Origin of the sequence: Streptomyces sp. 3214.6 (genome assembly GCF_900129855.1) — a bacterium.
GTDB lineage: Bacteria > Actinomycetota > Actinomycetes > Streptomycetales > Streptomycetaceae > Streptomyces > Streptomyces soliscabiei.
Map to the genome: position 1 here is coordinate 8,913,386 of NZ_LT670819.1, position 23,928 is coordinate 8,937,313.

At 70.6% G+C, this 23,928-nt stretch carries 18 protein-coding genes and 1 pseudogene; 11 read left to right on the forward strand and 8 right to left on the reverse strand.

From position 1 onward, the window contains the following. The first annotated feature begins 129 nt into the window (after positions 1 to 129). A complete protein-coding gene (locus B5557_RS40115) occupies positions 130 to 1,548 on the forward strand; it encodes a cation:dicarboxylate symporter family transporter (protein ID WP_079664102.1) in 1,419 nt (472 codons plus the stop codon). A gap of 75 nt (positions 1,549 to 1,623) precedes the next feature. Here the strand turns inward: B5557_RS40115 and B5557_RS40120 are convergent, their stop codons facing one another. After that, complete coding sequence (locus tag B5557_RS40120; RefSeq protein ID WP_079664103.1) at positions 1,624 to 2,133, reverse strand: MarR family winged helix-turn-helix transcriptional regulator; 510 nt, start codon at positions 2,131 to 2,133, stop codon at positions 1,624 to 1,626. A 93-nt stretch (positions 2,134 to 2,226) separates the two neighbouring features. Here B5557_RS40120 and B5557_RS40125 point away from each other — a divergent pair, with 93 nt between their 5' ends. Both B5557_RS40125 and mltG read left to right on the forward strand, forming a co-directional pair. Beyond that, positions 2,227 to 4,041: an ABC transporter ATP-binding protein gene (locus B5557_RS40125; protein WP_079664104.1), complete on the forward strand. Its 1,815-nt coding sequence runs from the start codon at positions 2,227 to 2,229 to the stop codon at positions 4,039 to 4,041. Between the two features lie 53 nt (positions 4,042 to 4,094). After that, complete coding sequence (mltG, locus tag B5557_RS40130; protein WP_079664105.1) at positions 4,095 to 4,952, forward strand: endolytic transglycosylase MltG; 858 nt, start codon at positions 4,095 to 4,097, stop codon at positions 4,950 to 4,952. Positions 4,953 to 4,964: 12 nt separating this feature from the next. Here mltG and B5557_RS40135 read toward each other — a convergent pair whose 3' ends face one another. From B5557_RS40135 to B5557_RS46410, 5 genes are all read right to left on the reverse strand, one after another. Next, positions 4,965 to 6,041, reverse strand: coding sequence for an NAD(P)-binding domain-containing protein (locus tag B5557_RS40135; RefSeq protein ID WP_079664106.1), 1,077 nt, complete (start codon positions 6,039 to 6,041; stop codon positions 4,965 to 4,967). A gap of 69 nt (positions 6,042 to 6,110) precedes the next feature. Further along, positions 6,111 to 7,136 (reverse strand): ABC transporter substrate-binding protein, encoded by a 1,026-nt coding sequence (locus B5557_RS40140; protein WP_079664107.1) that lies wholly within the window; start codon positions 7,134 to 7,136, stop codon positions 6,111 to 6,113. 108 nt (positions 7,137 to 7,244) lie between these two features. Continuing rightward, on the reverse strand, positions 7,245 to 8,165 hold the full coding sequence (locus B5557_RS40145; protein ID WP_231976155.1) for an ABC transporter ATP-binding protein: 921 nt from the start codon (positions 8,163 to 8,165) through the stop codon (positions 7,245 to 7,247). Continuing rightward, complete coding sequence (locus B5557_RS40150) at positions 8,138 to 9,100, reverse strand: ABC transporter permease (RefSeq protein ID WP_079664109.1); 963 nt, start codon at positions 9,098 to 9,100, stop codon at positions 8,138 to 8,140. Before B5557_RS40150 ends, B5557_RS40145 begins: the two co-directional genes overlap by 28 nt. A 179-nt stretch (positions 9,101 to 9,279) precedes the next feature. Continuing rightward, on the reverse strand, positions 9,280 to 9,363 hold the full coding sequence (locus B5557_RS46410; protein WP_313884353.1) for a putative leader peptide: 84 nt from the start codon (positions 9,361 to 9,363) through the stop codon (positions 9,280 to 9,282). Between the two features lie 123 nt (positions 9,364 to 9,486). Here B5557_RS46410 and B5557_RS40155 point away from each other — a divergent pair, with 123 nt between their 5' ends. The 5 genes from B5557_RS40155 to B5557_RS40175 all read left to right on the forward strand — a co-directional run bounded on the left by B5557_RS40155 (position 9,487) and on the right by B5557_RS40175 (position 15,126). Then, positions 9,487 to 9,909, forward strand: coding sequence for a YjbQ family protein (locus B5557_RS40155; protein ID WP_079664110.1), 423 nt, complete (start codon positions 9,487 to 9,489; stop codon positions 9,907 to 9,909). Positions 9,910 to 10,190: 281 nt separating this feature from the next. Further along, positions 10,191 to 10,394, forward strand: a complete 204-nt coding sequence (locus B5557_RS40160) for a cold-shock protein (protein WP_079664111.1) — start codon at positions 10,191 to 10,193, stop codon at positions 10,392 to 10,394. A 173-nt stretch (positions 10,395 to 10,567) separates the two neighbouring features. Beyond that, entirely contained in the window at positions 10,568 to 11,995 is a 1,428-nt protein-coding gene (locus tag B5557_RS40165) for a DEAD/DEAH box helicase (protein ID WP_079664112.1), read from the forward strand. A gap of 256 nt (positions 11,996 to 12,251) precedes the next feature. Then, the gene (locus B5557_RS40170; protein WP_079664113.1) at positions 12,252 to 13,520 is read left to right on the forward strand and encodes a DUF3533 domain-containing protein; all 1,269 of its coding nucleotides are present in this window, start codon (positions 12,252 to 12,254) and stop codon (positions 13,518 to 13,520) included. Positions 13,521 to 13,716: 196 nt separating this feature from the next. Continuing rightward, on the forward strand, positions 13,717 to 15,126 hold the full coding sequence (locus B5557_RS40175) for a cytochrome P450 (protein WP_079664114.1): 1,410 nt from the start codon (positions 13,717 to 13,719) through the stop codon (positions 15,124 to 15,126). 45 nt (positions 15,127 to 15,171) lie between these two features. Here the strand turns inward: B5557_RS40175 and B5557_RS40180 are convergent. Beyond that, positions 15,172 to 15,678, reverse strand: a pseudogene (locus B5557_RS40180) (CBM35 domain-containing protein); the annotation flags it as partial. Positions 15,679 to 15,745: 67 nt separating this feature from the next. After that, positions 15,746 to 16,783, reverse strand: a complete 1,038-nt coding sequence (locus tag B5557_RS40185; RefSeq protein ID WP_079664115.1) for a LacI family DNA-binding transcriptional regulator — start codon at positions 16,781 to 16,783, stop codon at positions 15,746 to 15,748. A 136-nt stretch (positions 16,784 to 16,919) separates the two neighbouring features. On the opposite strand from B5557_RS40185, the gene B5557_RS40190 reads away from it, so the two are divergent. The 3 genes from B5557_RS40190 to B5557_RS40200 all read left to right on the forward strand — a co-directional run bounded on the left by B5557_RS40190 (position 16,920) and on the right by B5557_RS40200 (position 23,927). After that, on the forward strand, positions 16,920 to 19,049 hold the full coding sequence (locus B5557_RS40190; protein ID WP_079664116.1) for an alpha-galactosidase: 2,130 nt from the start codon (positions 16,920 to 16,922) through the stop codon (positions 19,047 to 19,049). 691 nt (positions 19,050 to 19,740) lie between these two features. Beyond that, positions 19,741 to 22,464, forward strand: a complete 2,724-nt coding sequence (locus tag B5557_RS40195; protein ID WP_079664117.1) for an MGH1-like glycoside hydrolase domain-containing protein — start codon at positions 19,741 to 19,743, stop codon at positions 22,462 to 22,464. Next, positions 22,461 to 23,927, forward strand: coding sequence for an alpha-amylase family glycosyl hydrolase (locus B5557_RS40200; RefSeq protein WP_079664118.1), 1,467 nt, complete (start codon positions 22,461 to 22,463; stop codon positions 23,925 to 23,927). The genes B5557_RS40195 and B5557_RS40200 overlap by 4 nt, the downstream gene beginning before the upstream one ends. Position 23,928: the final 1 nt, after the last annotated feature.

Here is a 23,928-nt window from a genome sequence, read left to right on the forward strand (position 1 = left end):
GGCTGAAACGCAGCGGTCTTGCGCGCGATCAACGTCACCTTCAAAGTGATCGCCACGGAAGCCGCTTTCCGTATCGCAGAAGTCGCCGTCCCCGGCTTCTGTGTGCCAGCCGTCCCCCAAGGAGTGCCCGTGCCGTCGTCCGCCCCGTCCCTGCCACGACGCGTCGCACGCATACTGCGTACCTCACTCTTCGCGCAGGTCGCCTGCGCGCTCGTCCTGGGTATCGTCGTCGGAAAGCTGTGGCCCGACGTGGCCACGGATCTCAAGCCGCTCGGCGACGGGTTCACCCGGCTCATCAAGACGATCATCTCGCCCCTCGTGTTCTGCGTGGTTGTCGTCGGCATCGCGAAGGCCGGTGACCTGAAGGCCTTCGGCCGGATCGGGCTCAAGGCCCTGATCTGGTTCGAGGTCGCGAGCACGCTGGCCCTGATCATCGGGCTCCTCGCCGCCAATATCGTCCAGCCCGGCTCGGGGATGAACGTCGACCCGTCCACGCTCGACACCTCGGCGGTCGACGCGAAGACGGGCGGCGGCTCGCTGCCTTCCACGACCGAGTTCATCGTGAACGCGCTGCCCACCAGTTTCATCGGCGCCTTCGCGGAGAACTCCCTGCTCCAGGTGCTCATCCTGGCCTGTCTGGTGGGCGCGGCGCTGCTGCACCTCGGCCACACCAAGGTGCCCAAGGTGCTGCCCGCCGTGGAGCAGGCCCAGGAGATCATCTTCGCGATCGTCGGCTTCGTCATGCGACTGGCGCCGATCGCCGTGTTCGGCGCGATGGCCGTCCTGATCGGCAACTACGGGCTCGGTGTGATCGAGACCTACGGCAAGCTGATCATCCTGTGCTACGTGGCGGCGGCCCTGTTCATCGCGCTGCTCGCCGTCGCTCTGCGGCTGGTCACCGGACTGAGCCTGTGGAAGTTCCTGCGCTACATCCGCGAGGAGATGCTCCTGGCGCTCGGTACCGCCTCCACCGAGGCCGTCATGCCGCGCGTGATGCAGAAGCTGCGCAAGGCCGGCGCCCGCGACGACGCCGTCGGTCTGGTGCTGCCGACGGGCTACTCCTTCAACCTCGACGGCGCCTCGCTCTACCTGTCCATCGGCACCCTGTTCATCGCCCAGGCGGTCGGCGTGGACCTCAGCCTGGGGCAGCAGATCACCGTGGTCCTGGTGCTCATGCTGACCAGCAAGGGCATGGCCGGCATCCCCGGCTCGGCCTTCCTCGCCCTGTCCGCGACCGCCTCCTCGCTGGGGGCCATCCCCGCCGGCGCCGTGGCCCTGCTGCTGGGCGTGGACCGCATCATGGACTCGATGCGTGTCGTCACCAACCTGCTCGGCAACTGCGTGGCGGTATTCGCCGTCTCCCGCTGGGAGGGCGCGCTGGACCTGGAGCGGGCCAAGAAGGTCCTGGACGGCGAGGACGTCGCCGCGGACGAGGAGGAGCCCGCGGCTTCCGCCGAGCCCGAGGGCGCCGAAAGCCCGGAAACGACCGGCCCCGTGGCTGTGGTCCCTGCTCAGCTCACCAAGGAGGCGGCCCCCGAGGTCAGTTGACGCACAGCGACACCGCAACGGGCCGTGGCCGCCCCTCCCGCAGTACGGAGGAGCGGCCACGGCCCGTCACGTCGTTCAGCAGGCTCGCCCCTGCCCCTGCCCCTGCTCATGTCCCCGCCCCTGCTCCTGTCCCTGCGTCCGCTCCCGCTCCGGTGTCCCGTCGACCAGGGCGTCGAGCAACCCGCTCAGCACCTGGCGTTCCAGGTCCGTCAGCGGATCCAGAATCTCCTTCGCGGCGGACACGCGCGCACCGCGCAGCTCCCGCAGTGCCTCGCCGCCGTCCTCGGTGAGTTCGATCCGGATCACCCGCCGGTTGGTGGGGTCGGGCACCCGGCGCACCTTGCCGCTCGCCTCCAGCGCGTCGACCAGGGTCGTCACAGCCCGGGGCACCACCTCCAGCCGCTCGGCGAGGTCGGCCATGCGCGGCGGTGCGTCGCAGTGTGCCAGGGTGCGCAGCAGCCGGGCCTGGGCCGGGGTGACGCCCAGCCCGCGCTGCTCCAGGTGGCGCTTCTGGATGCGGTGCACCCGGCGGGTGAGCCGCAGCAGTTGCTCGGCGAGGAGGCCGTCGGAATCCGGGGTGGTCATACGGGAACAATATCAGGACGCCGTTCATTGTGAGTATAGGTAACAATGAGCTATGCTCCGTCAGTCCTCACCGTCTCACCCTCCGTAGGAGCCATGCCCCGCGACCACATCGACTGGACCCCTCCGCCCGGCACCTCGACCGATCAACCCCGGCAAGTGCGCCGCATCCTCACCCTCTTCAAGCCCTACCGTGCCCGGCTCGCGGTCGTCGGCGTGCTCGTCGCCGCCTCGTCGCTGGTCACCGTGGCCACACCGTTCCTGCTGAAGGAGACGCTGGACGTCGCCATCCCGCAGGGGCGCACCGGCCTGCTGAGCCTGCTCGCCCTCGGCATGATCCTCAGCGCCGTCCTCAGTGGCGTGTTCGGCGTCCTGCAGACGCTGATCTCGACGACGGTCGGCCAGCGCGTCATGCACGACCTGCGCACGGCCGTCTACGGCCGCCTGCAGCGCATGTCTCTCGCCTTCTTCACGCGCACGCGTACCGGCGAGGTGCAGTCCCGCATCGCCAACGACATCGGAGGCATGCAGGCCACCGTCACCTCCACCGCCACCTCTCTGGTCTCCAACTTCACCAGCGTGGTCGCCACGATCATCGCGATGGTCGCCCTCGACTGGCGGCTGACCGTCGTCTCCCTGCTCCTGCTGCCGGTCTTCGTGTGGATCAGCCGCCGCGTCGGCAACGAGCGCAAGAAGATCACCACCCAGCGTCAGAAGCAGATGGCCGCGATGGCCGCCACGGTCACCGAGTCGCTGTCGGTCAGCGGCATCCTCCTCGGCCGCACCATGGGCCGCTCCGACTCCCTCACCCGGTCCTTCTCCGAGGAGTCCGAGCAGCTCGTCGACCTCGAAGTGCGGTCGAACATGGCCGGCCGCTGGCGGATGGCCGTCATCGGGATCGTCATGTCCGCCATGCCGGCCGTCATCTACTGGGCCGCGGGCGTGACCCTCCAGCTCGGCGGTCCCGACGTCTCCCTCGGGACGATCGTCGCCTTCGTCTCGCTCCAGCAGGGACTGTTCCGCCCTGCCGTCAGCCTCCTGGCGACCGGTGTGCAGATCCAGACCTCCCTCGCGCTCTTCCAGCGCATCTTCGAGTACCTCGACCTCCCCATCGACATCACCGAGCACGACAACCCGGTCCACCTCGACCAGATCAAGGGCGAGGTGCGCTTCGAGAAGGTCGCCTTCCGCTACGACAATGACGACGACAAGGCGGTCCGGCCCGTCCTCGACGGCATCGACGTCACCGTCCCCGCCGGCGGCAGCCTCGCCGTGGTCGGCCCGACCGGCGCCGGCAAGTCCACGCTGGGCTACCTGGTGCCGCGCCTGTACGACGTGACCGCCGGCCGGGTCACCCTCGACGGCGTCGACGTCCGTGACCTCGACTTCGACACCCTGGCCCGCGCGGTCGGCGTCGTCTCGCAGGAGACGTACCTCTTCCATGCCACGGTCGCCGACAACCTGCGCTTCGCCAAGCCGGACGCCACCGACGAGGAGCTGCACGCGGCGGCGCGGGCGGCGCAGATCCACGACCACATCGCCGCCCTGCCGGACGGCTACGAGACGGTCGTCGGCGAGCGCGGCCACCGGTTCTCCGGCGGTGAGAAGCAGCGGCTGGCCATCGCCCGCACGATCCTGCGCGACCCGCCGGTACTGATCCTCGACGAGGCGACCAGCGCCCTGGACACCCGTACGGAACGGGCCGTCCAGGAGGCCATCGACGCGCTCTCGGCGAACCGCACCACCCTCACCATCGCCCACCGGCTGTCCACCATTCGGGGTGCCGACCAGATCGTGGTCCTCGACTCCGGCCAGGTGGCCGAACGCGGGACGCACGAGGAGCTGTTGGAGCGGAACGGGCGGTATGCGGCCCTCGTGCGACGAGACGCCCACCTGGAGCCGACAAGATGAAAGTATGCCAAGTTATGCCGGGTTTGTGACGATATGAGAGTTACCGTGCCCGCATGCGTAAGAACACTCCGCCACGGACCACGATTCGACTGACGCGCCGCGGCCGTCTCGTCCTCATCGCGACCGGAGCCGTCGTGGCCGGCACCGCCGTGGCGGTGCCGCTGCTGAGCCTGGAGCGATCGAAGGATCACGAGCCGAAGCCGAGGGCCCTGGTCATCCCGGAGGGCTGGCGCGCAAGCCAGATCTACGAGGCCGTCGACAAGGCGCTCGCCCTGCCGCCCGGCACCACCCGGGGGACACTGCCGAAGGCCGGTCTCAAACTGCCGAACGACGCCGAGGGCAACCCGGAGGGCTACCTCTTCCCGGCGACGTATCCCTTGGGCAGGAAGGCGACGCCGCAGACGGTGCTGTCGTACATGGTCGACATGGCGAACAAGAAGTTCAACGGGGCGCCCATCGCGGCCGGTGCCCAGCGCAACGCCATGAACGTCTATCAGGCGGTCACCATCGCCAGCCTCGTCCAGGCAGAGGCCGCCACCAAGGCGGACATGGGCAAGGTGGCCCGGGTCGTGTTCAACCGCTTGGAGCGCGGGATGCCGTTGCAGATGGACTCCACCATCAACTACGCGCTGAACCGCTTCACGCTCAGGACGACGCAGAACGACACCCGCATCCAGAGCCCCTACAACTCCTACCAGCGCATGGGCCTGCCGCCGACGCCGATCGACAACCCCGGCGAGGAGGCCATGCGTGCCGCGATCAGCCCCACCCCGGGCGACTGGCTGTACTTCGTCACGGTCAAGCCGGGCGACACGCGCTTCACGGCGAGCTACGCGGAGCACCAGCGCAACGTCGCCGAGTTCAACCGGAACCAGAAGGCTCAGAAGAGCACGTCGGCGGCGGCGAAGTGACCTGGCGGGGCGTCAGGCGGCGACGCTCTCCCCGGCGAGCAGCCGCCTGATGTCCCGCACGGCCGCGCGTCCGGCCCGGTTGGCGCCGATGGTGCTGGCCGACGGCCCGTAGCCGACCAGGTGGATCCGCGGATCGGCGACCGCACGCGTGCCCTCGACCCGGATCCCACCACCCGGCTCACGCAGCCGCAGCGGCGCGAGGTGCTCGACGGCGGCCCGGAAACCGGTCGCCCACAGGATGACATCGGCGTCCACGCGCCGCCCGTCGTCCCATGCCACGCCGTCCGGAGTGATCCGGTCGAACATGGGCAGGCGGTCCAGCACCCCGTCGGCCAGTCCCTGCCGGATCGCGTCGGTGAGCGGCAGCCCCGTCACGGACACCACGCTCTTCGGCGGCAGGCCCTGCCGCACCCGCTCCTCCACGAGCGCGACCGCCGCACGGCCCGCACCCTCGTCGAAGGGTCCCTCGCGGAACACGGGAGCCCGCCGCGTCACCCACGTGGTGTCGGCCGCGTACGGCGCGATCTCCAGCAGGTGCTGCGTACCGGACGCACCGCCGCCCACCACGACCACCCGCAGTCCGGCGAACGCCTCGGGACCCGGGTACTGCGCGGTGTGCAACTGCCGTCCGCGGAAGGTCTCCTGGCCGGGATAGCGTGGCCAGAACGGCCGGTCCCAGGTACCGGTGGCGTTGATCACCGCCCGCGTGGACCACGTACCGTCGGAGGTCTCGACGAGCAGTCGCCCGGCTGCGCCCTCCCGTACGGCCTTCACATCGACCGGCCGCCGTACACGCAGGTCGAAGGTGCGCTCGTAGGCGTCGAAGTACTCGGCGACGACCTCGGAGGACGGCCGGGAGGGATCCGCGCCCGTCAGCTCCATGCCGGGCAGCGCATGCATCCCGTGCACCTTGCCGTACGTCAGCGAGGGCCACCGGAACTGCCAGGCACCGCCGGGGGCCGGGGCGTGATCGAGCACCACGAAGTCGCGCTCCGGCTCGAAACCGGTGCGCCGCAGATGATAGGCACCGGCCAGACCTGCCTGACCGGCGCCTATGACGACCACCTCGACCTCACGCAAGTTGTTCACGTTTCTACCAACAGGGCGGTGGGCGTGGATCTTCCCGGAGCCGCCCTGATGCCGCGTGTGATGGTGTGATTACGAGGACACGCGCGCGGGAGTGGTGGAGGGCGGCAGGTCGCCGTTGTAGCGCGGGTCCACGAAGGCGGCGAAGTCCACCTTGCGAGGGATGAGCTTCAGCTCGGTGAACCTGTCGGCGATCTGCTGCTCGGAGGCGATCAGCGGCTTGTCGACGGCGACCGAGATCCGCGTGGAGTTCGTCCGCTTCACCGAGGCCAGCGCCACCTCGTACGGCAGCCCGGTGTCCTTCGCCCACACCTTGGCCCACTCCTCCTGGTGGTCGTACACCCACGCCGTGGCACGCCGCAGCCGGTCCAGATAGTCCTTGATGGCGGCGGCCTTCTTGCCGTCCTTCAGCGCGGAGGGCGCGGCCACCTGGAAGGTGAGCCCGTTGGTGACGCCCTCACCGGTGGTCAGCACCCTGCCCTTCTTCGCCTGCAACACCTGCGAGGTGTACGGGTCCCACACCGCCCACGCGTCGACCTTGCCGGAGGTGAAGGCGGCGAGCGCGTCGGCCGGCTGGAGGTACTTGACCTTCACGTCGCTCAGCGCCAGGCCGGCCGCCTCGAGGGAGGCCACCAGTTGGTAGTGCGCGGAGGAGCCCTGGGCCACGGCGATCGACTTGCCCCTGAGCTGCGCGGGCTCCGTAAGCTTGGAGTCGTTCGGCACCAGCACGGCATCGCCCCTGGAGGTGCCATGGAAGGCGGACACGACCGTGATCTTCGAGCCGGCGCCGGCCGCGAAGACGGGCGGGGTGTTGCCGACGCCGCCGATGTCGACCGCCTCGGCGTTGACCGCCTCCAGGAGGGGCGGCCCGGAGGTGAACGTGGACCACTTGATCTTGTAGTCGAGGTTCTTCAGCTCTCCGGCGGCTCGCAGGATGGCTTCGGAACCACCCTTCTGATCTCCGACGTTGAGTGTGAGAGAGCCCTTGCCGTCAGTGCCGCCGCCGGTGCCTGTGCTGGCGGACGAGTTCCCCCCGCAGGCGGAGAGCAGGAGGGCGAGAGGCAGAAGCAGAGCGGCGGGGACGAGGCGTCGTCGCATGGGGGTCCATTCCGAGGGGAGTACGAGGGTGGCGGTGCCAGGAGTGAGGGGGCGAGGAGTGAGGAGGCGAGGATGCGAGGAGCGGGGAGAAGAGGGTGAGTAGGGGTGTCAGGCGGCTTCGGCGGCCGTCGGGTCCACGCCGAGGCGGCGCAGCAGGCCGGCGCGCAGTTCCGCGAACCGGGGATCGGCGATGTCGCGGGGGCGGTCGAGGTCGATCTCCTGCTCGTGCGCGATGATCCCGTCGTCCATGACCAGGACCCGGTCGGCCAGCAGCACCGCCTCCTCGACGTCGTGCGTGACGAGCAGCACGGCGCAGCCCCGGCGCTGCCACAACTCGCCCACCAGGCGCTGGGCCTTGATGCGGGTGAGCGCGTCGAGCGCGCCGAACGGCTCGTCGAGCAGCAACAGATCGGGTTCACGCACCAGGGCCCGGGCCAGGGAGGCGCGTTGGGCCTCGCCGCCGGAGAGGGTCTTCGGCCAGGCGTCGGACCGGTGCCCGAGCCCCACCTCGTCCAGGGCCTTGTCGGCGACGGGGCGCTCGGGCCGGCCCGGCAGCCCGAGGAGCACGTTGCGCCATACCTTCTTCCACGGCATGAGCCGCGGCGACTGGAAGGCGACGGCCTTGCGACGTGGCACCAGTACCGTGCCCTCGATGTCGCGGTCGAGTCCGGCGAGAATGCGCAACAGCGTGGACTTGCCGCAGCCGCTGCGGCCCAGCAGGGCCACGAACTCGCCCGGACGGATGTCGAGTCGGAGGTCGTCGATGACGGCGCGGCCGTCGAAGTAGCGGGTCAGCCCCTCGACGCGGACCGCCTGCGGTGTACGGGTCACGCGGGCAACCGGCGAGGCATCGGGCCCGGTGCCGGGCGCCGGCGAGACCGCGGAGATCGGAGAGGCCTCGGAGGTCTGGGAGGGCTCGGAGGACTCGGAGGGCTCGGAGGTTTGGGAGGCGGAGGTCTGGGACGGTTGGGACGTCTGTGACGTCGGCCCCGACTGGGGGGTCACCGGCCGGTGAACGTCGGTCGCCATTGCAACAGCAGCCTTTCGAGGGTTCGGACGACGAAGTCGGCGAGGAGGCCGAGGAAGGCGTAGACGATGAGGCAGACCACGATCACGTCGGTGCGCAGAAAGTCCCGCGCCTGCACCATCAGAAAGCCGATCCCGGAGTCGGCGTTGATCTGCTCGGCGAAGACCAGCGCGAGCCAGGCGATACCGAGCGAGTAGCGCAGGCCGGTCATCGCGCCCGGCAGCGCGCCGGGAAGGATCACGTGCCTTACCAGGCCTCGGCGTGACAGTCCGAGCGACTCCCCGGCCTCGATCAACTGCGTGTCCACGCCCCGGATTCCGGCGTAGACGTTGAGGTAGAGCGGGAAGGTCACCCCGAGCGTGATGATGGCGATCTTGGGAGCCTCGCCGATGCCGAACCAGATGATGAACAGCGGGATGAGGCCCACGAACGGCACGGTCCGCAGCATCTGCACCGGGGCGTCGACGAGGTCCTCGCCGATCCGGAACAGCCCGGACACCAGAGCGAGTCCGGTGCCGACGACGGTGCCCAGGAGCAGTCCGGCTGCCACCCGCTGGAGTGAGGTGCCCATGGCCGAGGGCAGTGAGCCGTCGGAGACGAGATCACCGGCGACCTGAGCGATGCGGCCGGGTGAGGCGAGGATGTCGGAGGTCAACACGCCCGTGGTGCTGAGGAGTTGCCACAGCAGGAGGAGCAGGACCGGGCCGGTGGTCCGGCGCAGCCAGCGGGGTACACGGGCGCGGCGGGAGGAGCGGGGGACGATGGGTTCGAGGTCGAGGTCGAGATCAACCTCGGGGTCCTTCCGTTCTGGTGCAGCAGATGCAGCAGATGCAGCAAACGCGGCAGACGCGGCAGGTGCGGGAGAGGCGGAAGAGGTGCCGGATATAGAGGAAATATCCGGCTCAGAGGAGTCGGGTGGGGCATGGCTGATGCTCATGGGGGCTCCACGGAGAGGAACGGCGGCCGGTGGGGGACGGGCGGGCGCACCTCGCCACCGCCGCGTCACGGTCGACTCAGGCGCGACCGGGCGTGCGGACAGGGCGGGCGAAGGGGGAACGAAGAGGGAAGCGAGGGGGAAGGGTGATGCGAGAGGTCAAATCAGAGGCTGAAAAGGCGTCAGCGGCCGCGGCGACACGCGGCAGAGGCCACCCGCAGCAGGTCGATGTGACCGCGCGTGGTGAGCAGGGCTGAACGCAACATGCGGCTGAACGTAGTCAGGTCGCGTGCCCACGGTCAACGGGCATCTCGCGGATCGGACCCCTGGTATCACACAGTGGGCGAGCGGTCGGGTGTGGAACGCGGGGTATGGGTCAGGATGGGGGTATGTCAGATGCGTTCACCACCCGAGTTCTGCACGTCGCCTCCGGTTCGCGGGAGAGGGTTGTCGACCTCACCACGGACTGCGAGACGTTCCTCCGTGACGTGGCAGGCGGCCGCGACGGCCTTCTGAATCTCTTCGTGCCGCACGCCACGGCCGGTATCGCGATCATCGAGACGGGCGCCGGCAGCGACGACGACCTGCTGGCCGCGCTGCACACGCTGCTACCCGCCGACGACCGCTGGCAGCACCGCCACGGCAGCCCGGGGCACGGTCGTGACCACGTCCTCCCGGCCTTCGTCCCGCCCCACGCGACCTTGCCGGTCGTGGGTGGCAGGCTCGAACTGGGGACGTGGCAGTCGGTGTGCCTGGTGGATACGAACCGTGACAATCCGGAACGCAAGCTCCGATTGAGCTTCCTCGCCTAGCGGGCCGCCAGGGTTGCGCGGTCGGCCTCATTCTTCATTGCCGCACCTTGTGTAATCTAAAAATTAACCTTTCGTGCGCGAGCGAAAGGTGGTGCGAATGTAGGCGCCGTGCTACGCTTGACGCTAGTTGCAGTTGTGGTTCCCGAAACTTCAAGTGCCTCGGCGGCTATATGTCGTCGGGCATTTTTGTATCTCCGGTGCTTATCCGGACGGGGTCATTGTGGCAACACACGGGTCCACACGGTGTGGGCCCCTGGGCACTGCCCCGAAGGAGATAAGACATGGCTACTGGCACCGTCAAGTGGTTCAACTCGGAAAAGGGCTTCGGCTTCATCGAGCAGGACGGCGGCGGCCCCGACGTCTTCGCTCACTACTCGAACATCGCCGCCCAGGGCTTCCGCGAGCTCCAGGAAGGCCAGAAGGTGAACTTCGACGTCACGCAGGGTCAGAAGGGCCCGCAGGCGGAGAACATCACTCCCGCCTGACATCGAAGCGCATGAAGTAGCTGGGGTCCGCCCTTGGGGCGGGCCCCAGCTTGCTGCGTTCTGCATTCCAGTCAGAATTGCCTCCGTCTTGCTTTCGGCTCGTTCTTGCAATTCGTCCGGCTCGTTTCCGCCGGGAATTCCTCGATGCGTGCCCTCGTCGAGGAAGGTTCTCCATGAGCCGTTCAGTTCACACGAATGACCGATCCACAGCGCCGGGAGAGTTCGCGCTGCCGGTCACCGTCACTCCGGCCCTCCCCGCGGCTGCGACCTTCGGTGAACTGGACATGCCGGACGAGGTGCTGAAGATGCTCACCGGCCGAGGCCTGCACGAGCCGTTTCCGATCCAGGCGGCCACGTTGCCGAACTCCCTCGCCGGGCGTGACGTGCTGGGCCGCGGGCGCACCGGCTCGGGCAAGACGCTCGCCTTCGGCCTGGCGCTCCTCGTGCGCACGGCCGGGCGACGCGCCGAGTCACGGAAGCCGCTGGCCCTGGTCCTCGTCCCCACGCGCGAGCTCGCGCAGCAGGTCACCGATGTGCTCACCCCGTACGCCGAGTTGCTGCGGTTGCGGCTGGCCACCGTGGTCGGCGGCATGTCGATCGGCAGGCAGGCCGGCGCGCTGCGGGCCGGCGCCGAGGTGGTCGTCGCGACCCCGGGCCGGCTCGCGGACCTCGTCGAACGCAAGGACTGCCGCCTGGACCGGGTGAGCATCACCGTCCTGGACGAGGCCGACCAGATGGCCGACATGGGCTTCCTGCCCCAGGTCACCGAACTCCTCGACCTGGTACACCCCGACGGTCAGCGCATGCTGTTCTCGGCCACGCTCGACAGCAACATCGACCTCCTGGTCCGGCGTTACCTCCACGACCCGGTGGTCCACTCGGTCGATCCCTCGGCGGGCGCGGTCACCACGATGGAGCATCACGTGCTGGAGGTGCACGGCCCCGACAAGTACGCCACCGCCACCGAGATCGCCGCCCGCGACGGGCGCGTGCTGATGTTCCTGGACACCAAGCACGCTGTCGACCGGTTCACCAGGCACCTGCTGAGCAGTGGCGTCAGGGCCGCGGCGCTGCACGGCGGCAAGTCGCAGCCTCAGCGCACCCGCACCCTGGACCAGTTCAAGGACGGTCACATCACGGTCCTGGTGGCCACCAATGTCGCGGCCCGAGGCATCCATGTCGACGCCCTCGACCTCGTTGTCAACGTCGACCCGCCGGGCGACCACAAGGACTACCTGCACCGCGGCGGCCGTACCGCCCGCGCCGGGGAGACCGGCAGTGTCGTCACGCTGGTCCTGCCGGAGCAGCGCCGGGACATGGCCCGGCTGCTGTCCGACGCGGGTATCAGGCCGCAGATCACACGGGTCCGCTCAGGCGAGGCCGAGCTGAGCCGCATCACCGGCGCGCAGGCGCCCTCCGGTGTCCCCGTCGACGGCAGCGGTCCGGTCGCGGAGCGCCCGAAGCGCGGCGGCGCACCCTTCCGCGGTCTGGGCACCCGCCCGGGGCAGGCCGGCCGCGGCGGCGGCGAGTCCCGCCGGTCCGCCGAGAGCCGCCAGATGGCGGAGGCACGCAAGGCCGCCCGGGTCCGGCGCGGCGCATAGCCGACGTCACCCCTACGAACTACGCGGGTCCGGTCGGGGACGCTCGCCATGCGGTGTTCTTCGAACGGATGCGTGCGGGAGCGCCCAGGAGCGTAGCCTCCCCCTGTACTGCAACGGGGGGAGGAAGGCGGGGCGTGCGGCGGCTTGCGGCCGTGCACGCTCCATCCTGGCGACTCGTGCGGGTCGGCAGGATCGCTCGTACAGCCGCCACCACCTGCTGTTCGGTACTCGCACAGCCCGGAACTCACGGAGAACCATGGCCGAGTCCACCACCCCTCAGGCCAGTGCCGCCGCGCTGCTGCGCCGCCCCAGACTGTGGTTGGTGCCCACGATCCTCACGGGACTGCTCGCCCTGCTGCTGTCCCTGCTCTACATGGGCGGGATCGTCAACCCCAACCAGGACCTGCGCGACCTGCCCCTCGCCCTCGTCAACAGCGACACCGGCAAACCGCCCGCCGGACAGAAGCAGAACCTGGGCACCCAGGTCGCCGCCGCGATCGCCGCCGACACGGCCGGCGGCAAAGCCGAATGGCGTACGCTCACCCGCGCCCGGGCCCAGGAACAGCTCGACTCCGGCAAGGTCTACGGCGCGCTCGTCATCCCCGCCGACTTCACCGACTCCGTCACCGCTCTCAGCACGACCGGCGCCACCCAGAAGCCGCAGCTCACCGTGCTCACCAACCCCGGCAAGGGCAGCCTGGGTTCCTCCCTCGCCTCCCAGATCACGACGAAGGCGGCGCACCAGGCGTCGCGGACCATCGGCAAGCAACTCACGACAGCCGTCGGCACCCGGGCGAATTCCACCACGCGGCTGCTGCTCGCCGACCCGGTGAACGTCGTCACCCAGGTCGGTCACCCCATCGGCACCCACAGCGGTCTCGGCCTGACCGCCTTCTACTACACCCTGCTGCTCGTCCTGGCCGGCTTCATGGGCGGCAACGTGATCAGCAACGGCGTCGACACCGCCCTCGGCTACGCCGACAACGAGATCGGACCCTGGCACACCCGCCGCCCCACCGTGCCGATCAACCGCACCCAGACGCTGCTGTTGAAGATGGGCATGACCGCGGGCATCTCGCTCCTCAGCGCCTCACTGGTGATGCTCGCCTGCGTGGCCGTCCTCGGCATGGACGCGTCCCACCTGCCCCTGTTGTGGGTGTTCTCCTACTGCGCGACGCTCGCCGTCGGCCTGGGTGTACAGGCCATCAACGCAGCCTTCGGCGGAATCGGCCAGCTGGTGTCCATGTTCGTGTTCATCGTCCTCGGCCTGCCGTCCTCGGGCGCCACGGTTCCGCTGCAGGCGGTCCCCGACTTCTACCGTTTCCTGTCGCACTTCGAGCCCATGCGCCAGCTCAGCGACGGCGTGCGCGCCATCCTCTTCTTCGACGCCCGCGGTGACGCCGGACTCACCCGCTCCTGGATCATGATCGCGATCGGTGCGGCCCTTGCGCTGCTCTTCGGCTTCGCCATGACGACGTACTACGACCGCAAGGGACACCGACGCTTCACACCACAACCCGCCTGACCCCGAGGCTCCGCCCAGAACCCCTCGCCGCAGGAGAAGCAGACCGGTCGCCGGGACAGCGCAGGTCGAGGACGCCGGATTGTCCGAGCCCTGCCCCCGTGGTTCACCGGAGGCGGGGTCTGGGATATGGTCCCCCCGGTTCCGGCTACCTCATGAAAACGCGCCGGTACGGGGAGTGTCGGAGGGGCGGCAAAACATGGAATCCCAGGTGGGCGAGGGCGCATCCGTGGACCTGGACGGCGCGCGGTTGGAGACGATGACTCCCGAACCGCTGCTGACCCGGGACTACGAGACGCGGCCTTCACTCGTGTACGAGAGACTGCGGCAGCGGCACGGCCCCGTCGCGCCGGTCGATCTGCTGGGCGTGCCCGCCTGGTTGGTCCTCGGCTACCGCGAGGCGCTCGACGTGCTCCAGAACGACGCCGGCTGGCCGAAGGGGCTGGAGAACTGGCGGGCCCGCTCAGAGGGCAGGGTGCCGGCCGACTGGCCGCTCGGGCCGTCCCTCGAGGTCAACCACGTACTGATCCAGGGCGGCCCCGGTTACCGGCCGTTGCGGACGGCCTGGGACGCGGCTCTCAAACCGTTCCAGGACCCGCGTCACGCCCAGGCGAAGCGGCTGAAGACGGCCGTCGCCGCCTACGCCGACGAACTGATCAGCCTGGTGGGGCAGGCCGGGGGCACGGGTCTGGCGGATCTGTCCGCCCAGTTCTCCCGTCCGCTGCCGCTGATGGTGGCGAGCCATCTGCTCGGCTTCCCCGGCTCCCAGGGCGACGACGCGCTGATGGACATGTGGCGGGTGCTGGACGCCGGACCGGACGCGGAGCCCGCGCTGGAGCGGCTGCTGGCGGCGCTGGCCGAACTCGCGGCGGTGAAGCTGGAGAAGCCGGGCGACGACTTCCCCTCCTATCTGCTGGCCGCGCACCCCGAGCTCTCGCTCGACGAACTCGCCCGTGAGCTGTTCATGCTGCTCGGCATGACCTCCGACCACGTCGGCATCCTCATCTCCAACACGGTGGTCGAGGTCATCTCCGGTGAGGGCGGCGTGCGGGCCAGTCTGTCGGCCGGGATGGTCAGGGAGAGCATGAACCGGGTGGTGATGCGCAAGCCGCCGCTGGTGAACTTCGTACCGAGGTTCGCGGCCGAGGACACCCGGCTCGGCAACTACACGATCCGGGCGGGCGATCCGGTGTGGGTCTCCTCCGCGGCGGCGCACGCCGACCCGCTCTTCGCCGACAACGTGTGCCCGAGCACCACGGTCAGCACCCGGGCGCACCTGTCGTGGGGTGCGGGCCGCCGCCAGTGCCCGGCACGCGAACTCGCCTCGACGGTCGCCGCGGTCGGCGTGGGCCGGCTGTTCGAGCGGTTCTCCGACCTGGAGCTCGCCCTCCCCGTCGACCAACTGCCGTGGCGTTCCTCGCCCTTCATGCGGGGCCTGCGCTCGCTTCCCGTGCGGTACGAACTGGCCGCGATGCCGGAGCAGCCGTCGGCGGCCGCGCCGGACGCGGATCCGGCCGAGTCGGCGGAGGCCGTGCTGCCGGACCCGGCCGTTCGTCAGCGCTCCTCCCTGTGGCGCTATCTGACGGGACTCATCGGCGTCGGCCGCTGATCCCGGGACGCCGCGGGCGCCCCGGGACCGGCCGCGCACATCGGACTACGACTGGCGGACGACGCGGCCCAGTTCGATGCGGTCGATGTTCGGGGCCCAGGCGTTCGCGTTGGCGAAGGTCACGCTGTTGGCGCCCTTCTTCAGATCGACGGGGACGCCCAGCGTCCAGTAGTCGTCCCCGCTCCAGGTGTTCTTGAAGGTGGCCTTCCGCGGTGCCGCGGTACCGACCGTGATGTCCGCCGTACGGGACATGATGTCGGTGTTGTAGGCGTGGCCGTTGTCACGGCGGTCGTTGTGCGCGTAGTGCACGACCAGGACGTAGCGGCCGGACTCCGGCGCCCGCACCGTGAACCGGGCGGTGCTGTCGGGGCTGTTGCCGAGATCGCCGATGTAGGAGCCGCCGGAGGCGTGGGCGGAGTCGACGAGCCTCGCCCCTCCCGTGAGGGCGGCGGACGCGGCCTCGTAGGAGAGGACGCCGGTGGTGGAGCCCGTGCCCAAGACGTCGAGGGACCGGACGGCCGCGTGTCCGGCGGTCAGCGCCACGCGGTTGTTGCAGGTGGTGCAGGAGGCAGGACTCGTTTCTGCGGGGGACGTATCCGTGGCGGCTCGTAGGGGGTGGTCAGCCGTGGGTGGGCGCGGCCCCCGAGCTCTCCCGCACCACCAGCTCCGGTACGGAGACGGGGTGCGGGGCGATCTGCGCGGATTCCTCCAGCGCTGCGTGCAGCAGGGCGAAGGCGGACCTGCCGAGGCCGGTGAAGTCCAGCCGCACCGTCGTCAGGGACGGCGTGAGGTAGGCGGAGTGCGGGGCGTCGTCGAACCCGGCCACGCTGACCTCGCCGGGCACGGACCGGCCTGCCTCGTGCAGGGCGCGCAGCACCCCGAGGGCGAGGTCGTCGTTGCCGCACAGGATCGCGGTGACGGCCGGGTCCCGGGCGAGCCTGCGGCCCGCCGCGTGACCGCCCGCCGGACCCCAACTGCCCTGCATGGGACGGGGTTGCGCAGCCCCGGCCTCCTTGAGGGCCTCGCGCCAACCGGTGGTGCGGGCACCGGTGCGCCGGGTGCTGGACGGGATGGCCACATAGTGCACGGTCTCGTGGCCGAGGGAGAGCAGATGCCGGGTCGCCTGGTAGGCGGCCTCGCGGTCGTCGGTCCACACCCAGGGGCGGTCGCTCGCGGGCGGGCTCGCCGGCGTCTCGACCACCCCGACGACGGGCAGCCCGGCGCGGACGGCGGTCAGGGCCCGGACGCCGGCCGGATCGTAGGCGATCACGATCAGTCCGCCGCTCGCGTCCGCCGCCCGCTGTACCTCGGCGGCGACCGCCGCCTCGTCCGCCGATTCCAGCACGCCGATGCCCACCGCGTAGGACGCGGCGCGGGCCGCCTCCTCGATGCCCTGGAGGATGGAGGCGTAGCCGTAGTGGGTGGTGTTGGCGGTGAGCACGGTCACGGCCCGGCTGCGCCCGCTGGCCAGCGCGAGCGCGGTCGCGTTGCGGCGGAACCCCAGCTCGTCGATGGCGGCGAGTACCCGCTCGCGGGTCGCGGGCTTGACGCTGGGATGCCCGTTGATAACCCGGGAGACCGTCTGGTACGAGACTCCGGCGGCCGTCGCGACGTCCCGGATGCTCGCCGGACGCCTTGTGTGACCGGCCACATTCATGCCAGAATTGTGACCGGTCACACAGGGGCCGTCAAGAGACCGTAACGAGGGATTCACGCGAGTGACGCGACCGCCGTCGGGGCACCGGCAGGGCGGGCTCGGGAGGGGAAGCACCTTGACCGGTAGGGCGGATGCGATGCGGAGAGTCATCAACTACCCCCAGGTTCGGTTCAGTTGGCCTCATCCGGCCCTCGAGATCGAGTTCGGCACCGCCCCCGACGGGACGCTGCGACTGCTCCGGCTGGACCGGGCCGACGACGACACCGGCTCCGCCCCGGACCCCGAATCTGCCCTCCCCCTCGTCGAGTTGACCGCTCTCGGCCACGGCAGCGGCTGGTCCGGCCCGCGCTTCACGGGCACGGCCCTCGGCGCACGGCTCTGCTACCGGTCCCACCTCGGCGGCAACGGCCCCGACCGGCAGTGGCTGACCGTCGAACTCCACGACGAGGCAACCGGGCTGACGGCGTTCGTGGAGCTGACGTCCCCCGCCGGACTGCCCGTCCTGTGCTCGCGCGTCCGGCTGCGCAACGAGGGCGCCGAGCCTGTCGTCGTCCAGTCCGTCAGCAGCCTGCTGCTCGGCGGCCTGCCCTCGCCGGACGACCTCGACGTGCACCGCGCCCGCAACGACTGGCTCGCGGAGTGCCGCTGGTACGCCCAGCCGCTGCGCGACACGGTCGCCGACATCAACGTCGACGCCCACCAGCACGACAGCCGGGCCGCCCTCGCCCTCACCGGACGCGGCAGCTGGCCCACCGACGGGCATCTGCCGATGGGCGCGCTGACCGAGCGGGGGAGCGGCCGGACCTGGCTGTGGCAGGTCGAGTCTCCGGCCGGCTGGCGCTGGGACCTGGGCGAACGCGCCCGCCGTACCTATCTGGCGCTGAACGGCCCCACGGACGCGGAGCACCAGTGGCGGGTCCGCCTCGCCCCCGGCGCGGAGTTCACCACGGTGCCCGGGGTCCTGGCCCTCGGCGCCGGGTTCGACGCGGCGATGGGCGCGCTGACCTCGTACCGCCGCGCCGTCCGCCGTCCGCACCCGGACCACGCCGCGCTCCCCGTGGTCTTCAACGACTACATGAACACGCTGATGGGCGATCCGACGACGGAGAAACTGCTGCCCCTGATCGACGCGGCGGCCGAGGCCGGAGCTGAGTACTTCTGCATCGACTCGGGCTGGTACGACGACGACGCCGACGGCTGGTGGGACAGCGTCGGCGAGTGGCTGCCCTCGCCGCGCCGCTTCCCCGGCGGCGGGATCCGGGCGGTCCTGGAGCGGATCCGGGAACGGGGCATGGTGCCCGGGCTGTGGCTGGAGCCGGAGGTCGTCGGGGTGCGCAGCCCCGTCGCCGCCGCGCTGCCGCCGGACGCCTTCTTCCAGCGCGACGGCGTACGCCTCACCGAGCAGGGCCGCCACCAACTCGACCTACGGCACCCGGCGGCCCGCGCGCACCTGGACCGGACGGTGGACCGCATCGTCGGCGACTGGGGCGTGGGCTATCTCAAGCTCGACTACAACATCGTGATCGACCCGGGCACCTGCGCACCCGGCGACCTCGCACCGGGGGCCGGGCTGCTCGGCCACACCCAGGCCTACCTGGACTGGTTGTCAGAGGTGCTCGACCGCCATCCCGGTCTGGTCGTCGAGAACTGCGCCTCGGGCGGCATGCGGATGGACGGTGCCACGCTGGCCGTCACCCAGCTCCAGTCGACCAGCGACCAGCAGGACCCGTTGCGCTACCCACCCATCGCCGCCGCCGCGCCGACGGCCGCCCCGCCCGAGCAGGGCGCCGTCTGGGCCTACCCACAGCCCGGCTACGACGACGACCTGATCACCTTCACCCTCGGCGGCGCCCTCCTCGGACGCATCCATCTCTCCGGCCATCTGGATCGGATGACGCGGCGTCAACTCGCCCTGGTGCGGGACGCGGTGGGCGCGTACCGGGCGATCCGCGGGGATCTCGCACAGGCCGCGCCGTTCTGGCCGCTGGGTCTGCCCGGGTGGACGGACGAGTGGCTGGCCCTGGGGATGCGGGTGCCGGGCGACCGGACGTCGTACGTCTCCGTCTGGCGCCGCGGTGGTGAGCCTGAACTCCGGCTGCCCGTCAGGCACTTGGCGGGCAGCGCAGTACGGGCGGAGATCCTGCACCCGTCCGCCGCGACCGCCGGCTCGGCGGCCTGGGACGGCAGCGGCCTGCGGATCTCGCTCCCGCGCACCCCGGCCGTCCTGCTGATCCGCCTCACCCAGCAGCCCGCGAACCTCCCGTGAGCAACCGCCCGTGAGGAACCGCCCGGTGGCCGGCCGTGCTGGGCGGCATCCGTGTCGTGGGGCTGGAGGCGTGTGAAGGCGAGGCGGGCTCCGGCCCGTTGAGCGCGGTGGCGCAGCCGGGATCCGACCGGCAGGGACCCGACCCGACGGGACCCGGCCGGCCGACGGGGGAGCGGCGGCCAGGCGGGGGAGGAGCGCCTCCGCGGCGGTGCGGTTCACCGCGCTCAGGACGCCGGGGTCCACGCCTTCGTCGAGGCCGGCCTTCGTCGAGGCCGCCCGCGAAGTACTGGCCGGCGATGTCCGGGGCGAACGGCCAGTCACTGCCGGCGCCCTCGTGCAGCGGTGCCTGGCCGGGAGTCGTGGTTGGTCAAGACGTTCAGCAACCTCGACCTCCGCCGGCTCTTCCTGCTCGCCCGGCCTGCGCGGGCCGCCCACCGCGGCGCCCTGGCCGTCGCCGCCTACGACGCCGCGGCGAAGGAGCAGGTGAACCGGTTTCCGGACAGGATCGGCTACGAGGCGGTCGACACGGGTCCGCCATCCCGCCCGCTGAGGGCGACGCGTCGTGCAGGCGTTGATCGCGGGTCAGCCGTTCGGCGTAAGTGGGGTCCGCGGCACCGACGGGTCATTGCGGCCCGGTGCCCTGCGCCCCAGGGTGGACGTAGCGCACGGGCGGTGGCGAGGAGGACGGGCGATGACGGACGGCGACGGTGCGGCGGATGCCGAGCGGAGACGGCTGGCGGAGGCCGACGAAGGTGTGGCGCCCTGGCGGAGGTGGGGGCCGTACCTGAGCGAGCGGCAGTGGGGGACGGTCCGGGAGGACTACAGCGCCGACGGCGACGCCTGGTCGTACTTCACCCACGACCAGGCCCGCTCGCGCGCCTACCGCTGGGGCGAGGACGGCATCGCCGGTGTCAGCGACGACAAACAGCGGCTGTGCTTCGCGCTTGCCCTGTGGAACGGCCGCGACCCGATCCTCAAGGAACGGATGTTCGGGCTGACCAACGCCGAGGGCAACCACGGCGAGGACGTCAAGGAGTACTACTTCCACCTCGACAACACGCCCACGCACTCGTACATGAAGTACCTCTACAAGTATCCGCAGGGCGAGTTCCCCTACGCCGACCTCGTCGACACCAACCGGGCCCGCGGCCGCCGAGACGTCGAGTACGAGCTTCTCGACACCGGCGTCTTCGACGAGAACCGCTACTTCGACGTGTTCGTCGAGTACGCGAAGGCCGCGCCGGAGGACCTGCTGGTCGAGATCACGGCGCACAACCGTGGCCCCGACGAGGCCACCCTCCACCTCCTGCCGACCCTCTGGTTCCGACACACCTGGTCCTGGGCGGGCGGCGACGCCGTGCCCTGCCTGCGTGCCATGGACGGCGTCGTCCGCGCCGACCATCCCGAACTCGGCCCCCGCCGGCTGTACCACGACGGCACGGCGGAGGTCCTGTTCACCGGCAACGAAACCAACAACGAGCGGATCTTCGGCAGTTCGAACGCCACGCCCTACGTCAAGGACGGCATCGGCCGCTACGTCGTCCACGGCGAGACCGGCGCCGTCGACCCTTCACGCACTGGCACCAAGGCGGCCGTCCACCACGTCCTCACCGTCCCCGGTGGCGGCAGCGCCACCCTCCGGCTACGCCTGACCGACGCCGAACCGGCCGACCCCTGGCGGGAGTTCGACGCCACCATGGATCTGCGCCGCACCGAGGCCGACGCCTTCTACGACGGCATCACCCCGGACGGCATGGGCGAGGACGAACGACACCTGGTCCGGCAGGCGTTGGCCGGCATGCTGTGGAGCAAGCAGTACTACTACCTGAACGTCGAGCGCTGGCTCGCCGAGCACGGCGTCGACCCGCTCGCCGCCGACCCCCGGATCCGCAACAGCGCCTGGTACCACATGGTCAACGACGAGATCATGTCGATGCCGGACACCTGGGAGTACCCGTGGTTCGCGGCCTGGGACCTCGCCTTCCACACCCTGGCCCTGGCCATGGTCGACATCGGCTTCGCCAAGAGCCAGCTCGAGCTGCTGCTGCACCGCCTCTACCTGCACCCCAACGGCCAGATCCCCGCGTACGAATGGAACTTCGGCGACGTCAACCCGCCCGTGCACGCCTGGGCCACCCTCTTCGTCCACGAACTGGAGAAGCATCGCACCGGACGCGCCGACCGCGCCTTCCTCGAGAACGCCTACCACAAGCTGATGAAGAACTTCACCTGGTGGCTCAACCGCAAGGACGTCGACGGCAACAACGTCTTCCAGGGCGGCTTCCTCGGCCTCGACAACATCGGCGTCTTCGACCGCAGCGCCCCGCTGCCCACCGGCGGCCACCTCGACCAGGCCGACGGCACCGCCTGGATGGCCCTGTACTGCCAGAACCTCCTCGACATCGCCATCGAACTCGCCGTCGACAACCCCGTCTACGTCGAACAGGCGCAGATGCTCTTCGAGCACTTCGCGTGGATCGCCGTCGCCATGAACCGCGTCGGCAAGGACAACGCCAGCCTCTGGGACGAGGAGGACGGCTTCTTCTACGACGTCCTGCGCCTGCCCGACGGCACCGCCACCCCGCTGAAGGTGCGCTCGCTGGTCGGCTTGATCCCACTGGCGGCGACCAGCGTCATCGGCGGCCGGGCGGACCAGCGCTTTCCCGAACTGGTCCAGGGAGCCCAGGAGTTCATCAAGCGGCACCCGGCCGTCGAGGCCTTCGTCTCCCGGCAGATGACCGCCGAGCCGGGCGCCGACGGCCGCTATCTGTTCGCCCTGTTCGGCGAGGACCGGCTGCGCCGCATCCTGGCCCGCATGCTCGACGAGGCCGAGTTCCTCGGCCCGCACGGCATCCGCTCCCTCTCCCGCCACCACGCCGACCACCCGTACACCTTCGACGTGCACGGCCAGACGTACGGCGTCGGCTATCTGCCGGCCGAGTCCGACTCGGGGATGTTCGGCGGCAACTCCAACTGGCGCGGCCCGGTGTGGTTCCCGATCAACCTGCTCCTGATCCGCGCGCTGCTCAACCTGCACGGCTACCACGGCCCCGACTTCCGCGTGGAGTGTCCGACCGGCTCCGGACGGCTGATGAACCTCTACGAGGTCGCCCGGGAGATCTCCGACCGGCTCACCTCGACCTTCCTGCCGGACGGCGAAGGCCACCGCCCCGTGCACGGCGCACAGCCCCAGTTCGCCAAGGACCCGCACTGGAAGGACCTGATCCTGTTCTACGAGTACTTCCACGGCGACAACGGCGCGGGCCTCGGCGCCTCCCACCAGACCGGCTGGACCGGCCTGGTCGCGGCCACCACGACGCTGTTCCACACCCTCACCGCCGACGAGTGGCATCGCGGCGGCCGGGAGTCCCTGCGCCCGAAGAGCGACGGCGACCGTGCGGAGCCCCTGTCATGACGGTGCTCTATGAGATCAACACCCTTGTCTGGCTGGGCGAGTTGAGCGCGCGATACGGGCGCCGCGTCACTCTGGGCGACGTGCCGGGGGAGGCCTGGGACGAGGTCGCGCTGCCCGGTGTCGACACCGTCTGGCTGATGGGCGTCTGGGAGCGCAGCCCGGCCGGTCTGCGGATCGCGCTGCGCGACGAGGCCCTGCTGGCGTCGCTGCGCGAGGCCCTGCCCGACCTCACCGAGGCGGACATTGCCGGATCCCCGTACTGCGTACGGGACTACGTCGTCGACGCCTCGCTCGGCGGACCGGCCGCACTGGCTGCGGCCCGGGCCCAACTCGCCGCCCGTGGACTGCGGTTGATCCTCGACTTCGTCCCCAACCACGTCGCCCCCGACCACCCCTGGCTCACCGCGCACCCCGACCGCCTGATCCAGGGCACCGCGGACGACCTGGCCCGAGCCCCCGGCGAGTACATCGAGGCTGCCGGCCGGGTCTACGCCCGGGGCCGCGACCCGTTCTTCCCGCCCTGGCCGGACGTCGTCCAGCTGAACGCCTTCAGCGAACGCCTGCGCGCGGCGACCGTGGACACCCTGGTGGCGATCGGCGACCAGGCGGACGGCGTGCGCTGCGACATGGCGATGCTGCTGATGAACGACGTCTTCGCGAAGACCTGGGGTGACCGGGCGGGACCGGCTCCCACCGAGGACTTCTGGCCGTACGTCGTCCCGCGTGTCCGCGAGCGCCACCCGGATCTCCTCCTCGTCGCGGAGGCCTACTGGGACCTGGAATGGGCCCTTCAGCAGCAGGGCTTCGACCACTGCTACGACAAGCGGCTGCGCGACCGCCTCCTGCACGAGGACGCCGACTCCGTCCGCGCCCATCTCGGCGCCGACCTCGCCTACCAGCGACGCCTGGTCCGCTTCCTGGAGAACCATGACGAGCCACGGGCCGCCGCCACCCTGCCCGGCGCGCGGGGACGGGCGGCAGCCGTCGCCGTCGCCACCCTCCCCGGCGCGACCCTCTGGCACGAGGGCCAGTTCGAGGGACGCCGGGTGCGTCCACCGGTGTTCCTCGCCCGCAGACCGCGGGAGCCCGTCGACGAGCCGCTGCGCGACTTCCACCGCCGACTCCTGCCGGCCGCGGCCGCCGTCCGACGGGGCGCATGGCGGCCGCTCGCCCCGACGGGCTGGCCGGACAACGACACCCGCCGCAACCTGCTGGCCTGGACCTGGACGGACGGCGACGCCCGCCACCTGGTCGTCGTCAATGACTCCGACCAGCCGTCCCAGGCCCGGCTGCCCCTGCCCTGGGACGACCTGCGCGGGCGCCCGCACCGCCTGACCGACCTTCTCACCTCACAGTCGTACGACCGCGACGGCGACGAACTGGCCGACCCCGGCCTGTTCGTCGCCCTGGAGCCCTGGCAGACCCACGTCCTGGAGGTCGCGGAGGTCTTCGAGAGCGGCTGAG

Coding starts and splice junctions, on each gene's coding strand:
- B5557_RS40120 (WP_079664103.1), bottom strand. CDS start 2,133: ATGACCACCCCGGATTCCGACGGCCTCCTCGCCGAGCAACTGCTGCGG.
- B5557_RS40125 (WP_079664104.1), top strand. CDS start 2,227: ATGCCCCGCGACCACATCGACTGGACCCCTCCGCCCGGCACCTCGACC.
- B5557_RS40140 (WP_079664107.1), bottom strand. CDS start 7,136: ATGCGACGACGCCTCGTCCCCGCCGCTCTGCTTCTGCCTCTCGCCCTC.
- B5557_RS46410 (WP_313884353.1), bottom strand. CDS start 9,363: ATGTTGCGTTCAGCCCTGCTCACCACGCGCGGTCACATCGACCTGCTG.
- B5557_RS40195 (WP_079664117.1), top strand. CDS start 19,741: ATGACGGACGGCGACGGTGCGGCGGATGCCGAGCGGAGACGGCTGGCG.
- B5557_RS40150 (WP_079664109.1), bottom strand. CDS start 9,100: ATGAGCATCAGCCATGCCCCACCCGACTCCTCTGAGCCGGATATTTCC.
- B5557_RS40175 (WP_079664114.1), top strand. CDS start 13,717: ATGGAATCCCAGGTGGGCGAGGGCGCATCCGTGGACCTGGACGGCGCG.
- B5557_RS40165 (WP_079664112.1), top strand. CDS start 10,568: ATGAGCCGTTCAGTTCACACGAATGACCGATCCACAGCGCCGGGAGAG.
- mltG (WP_079664105.1), top strand. CDS start 4,095: ATGCGTAAGAACACTCCGCCACGGACCACGATTCGACTGACGCGCCGC.
- B5557_RS40170 (WP_079664113.1), top strand. CDS start 12,252: ATGGCCGAGTCCACCACCCCTCAGGCCAGTGCCGCCGCGCTGCTGCGC.
- B5557_RS40200 (WP_079664118.1), top strand. CDS start 22,461: ATGACGGTGCTCTATGAGATCAACACCCTTGTCTGGCTGGGCGAGTTG.
- B5557_RS40145 (WP_231976155.1), bottom strand. CDS start 8,165: ATGGCGACCGACGTTCACCGGCCGGTGACCCCCCAGTCGGGGCCGACG.
- B5557_RS40190 (WP_079664116.1), top strand. CDS start 16,920: ATGCGGAGAGTCATCAACTACCCCCAGGTTCGGTTCAGTTGGCCTCAT.
- B5557_RS40160 (WP_079664111.1), top strand. CDS start 10,191: ATGGCTACTGGCACCGTCAAGTGGTTCAACTCGGAAAAGGGCTTCGGC.
- B5557_RS40185 (WP_079664115.1), bottom strand. CDS start 16,783: ATGAATGTGGCCGGTCACACAAGGCGTCCGGCGAGCATCCGGGACGTC.
- B5557_RS40155 (WP_079664110.1), top strand. CDS start 9,487: ATGTCAGATGCGTTCACCACCCGAGTTCTGCACGTCGCCTCCGGTTCG.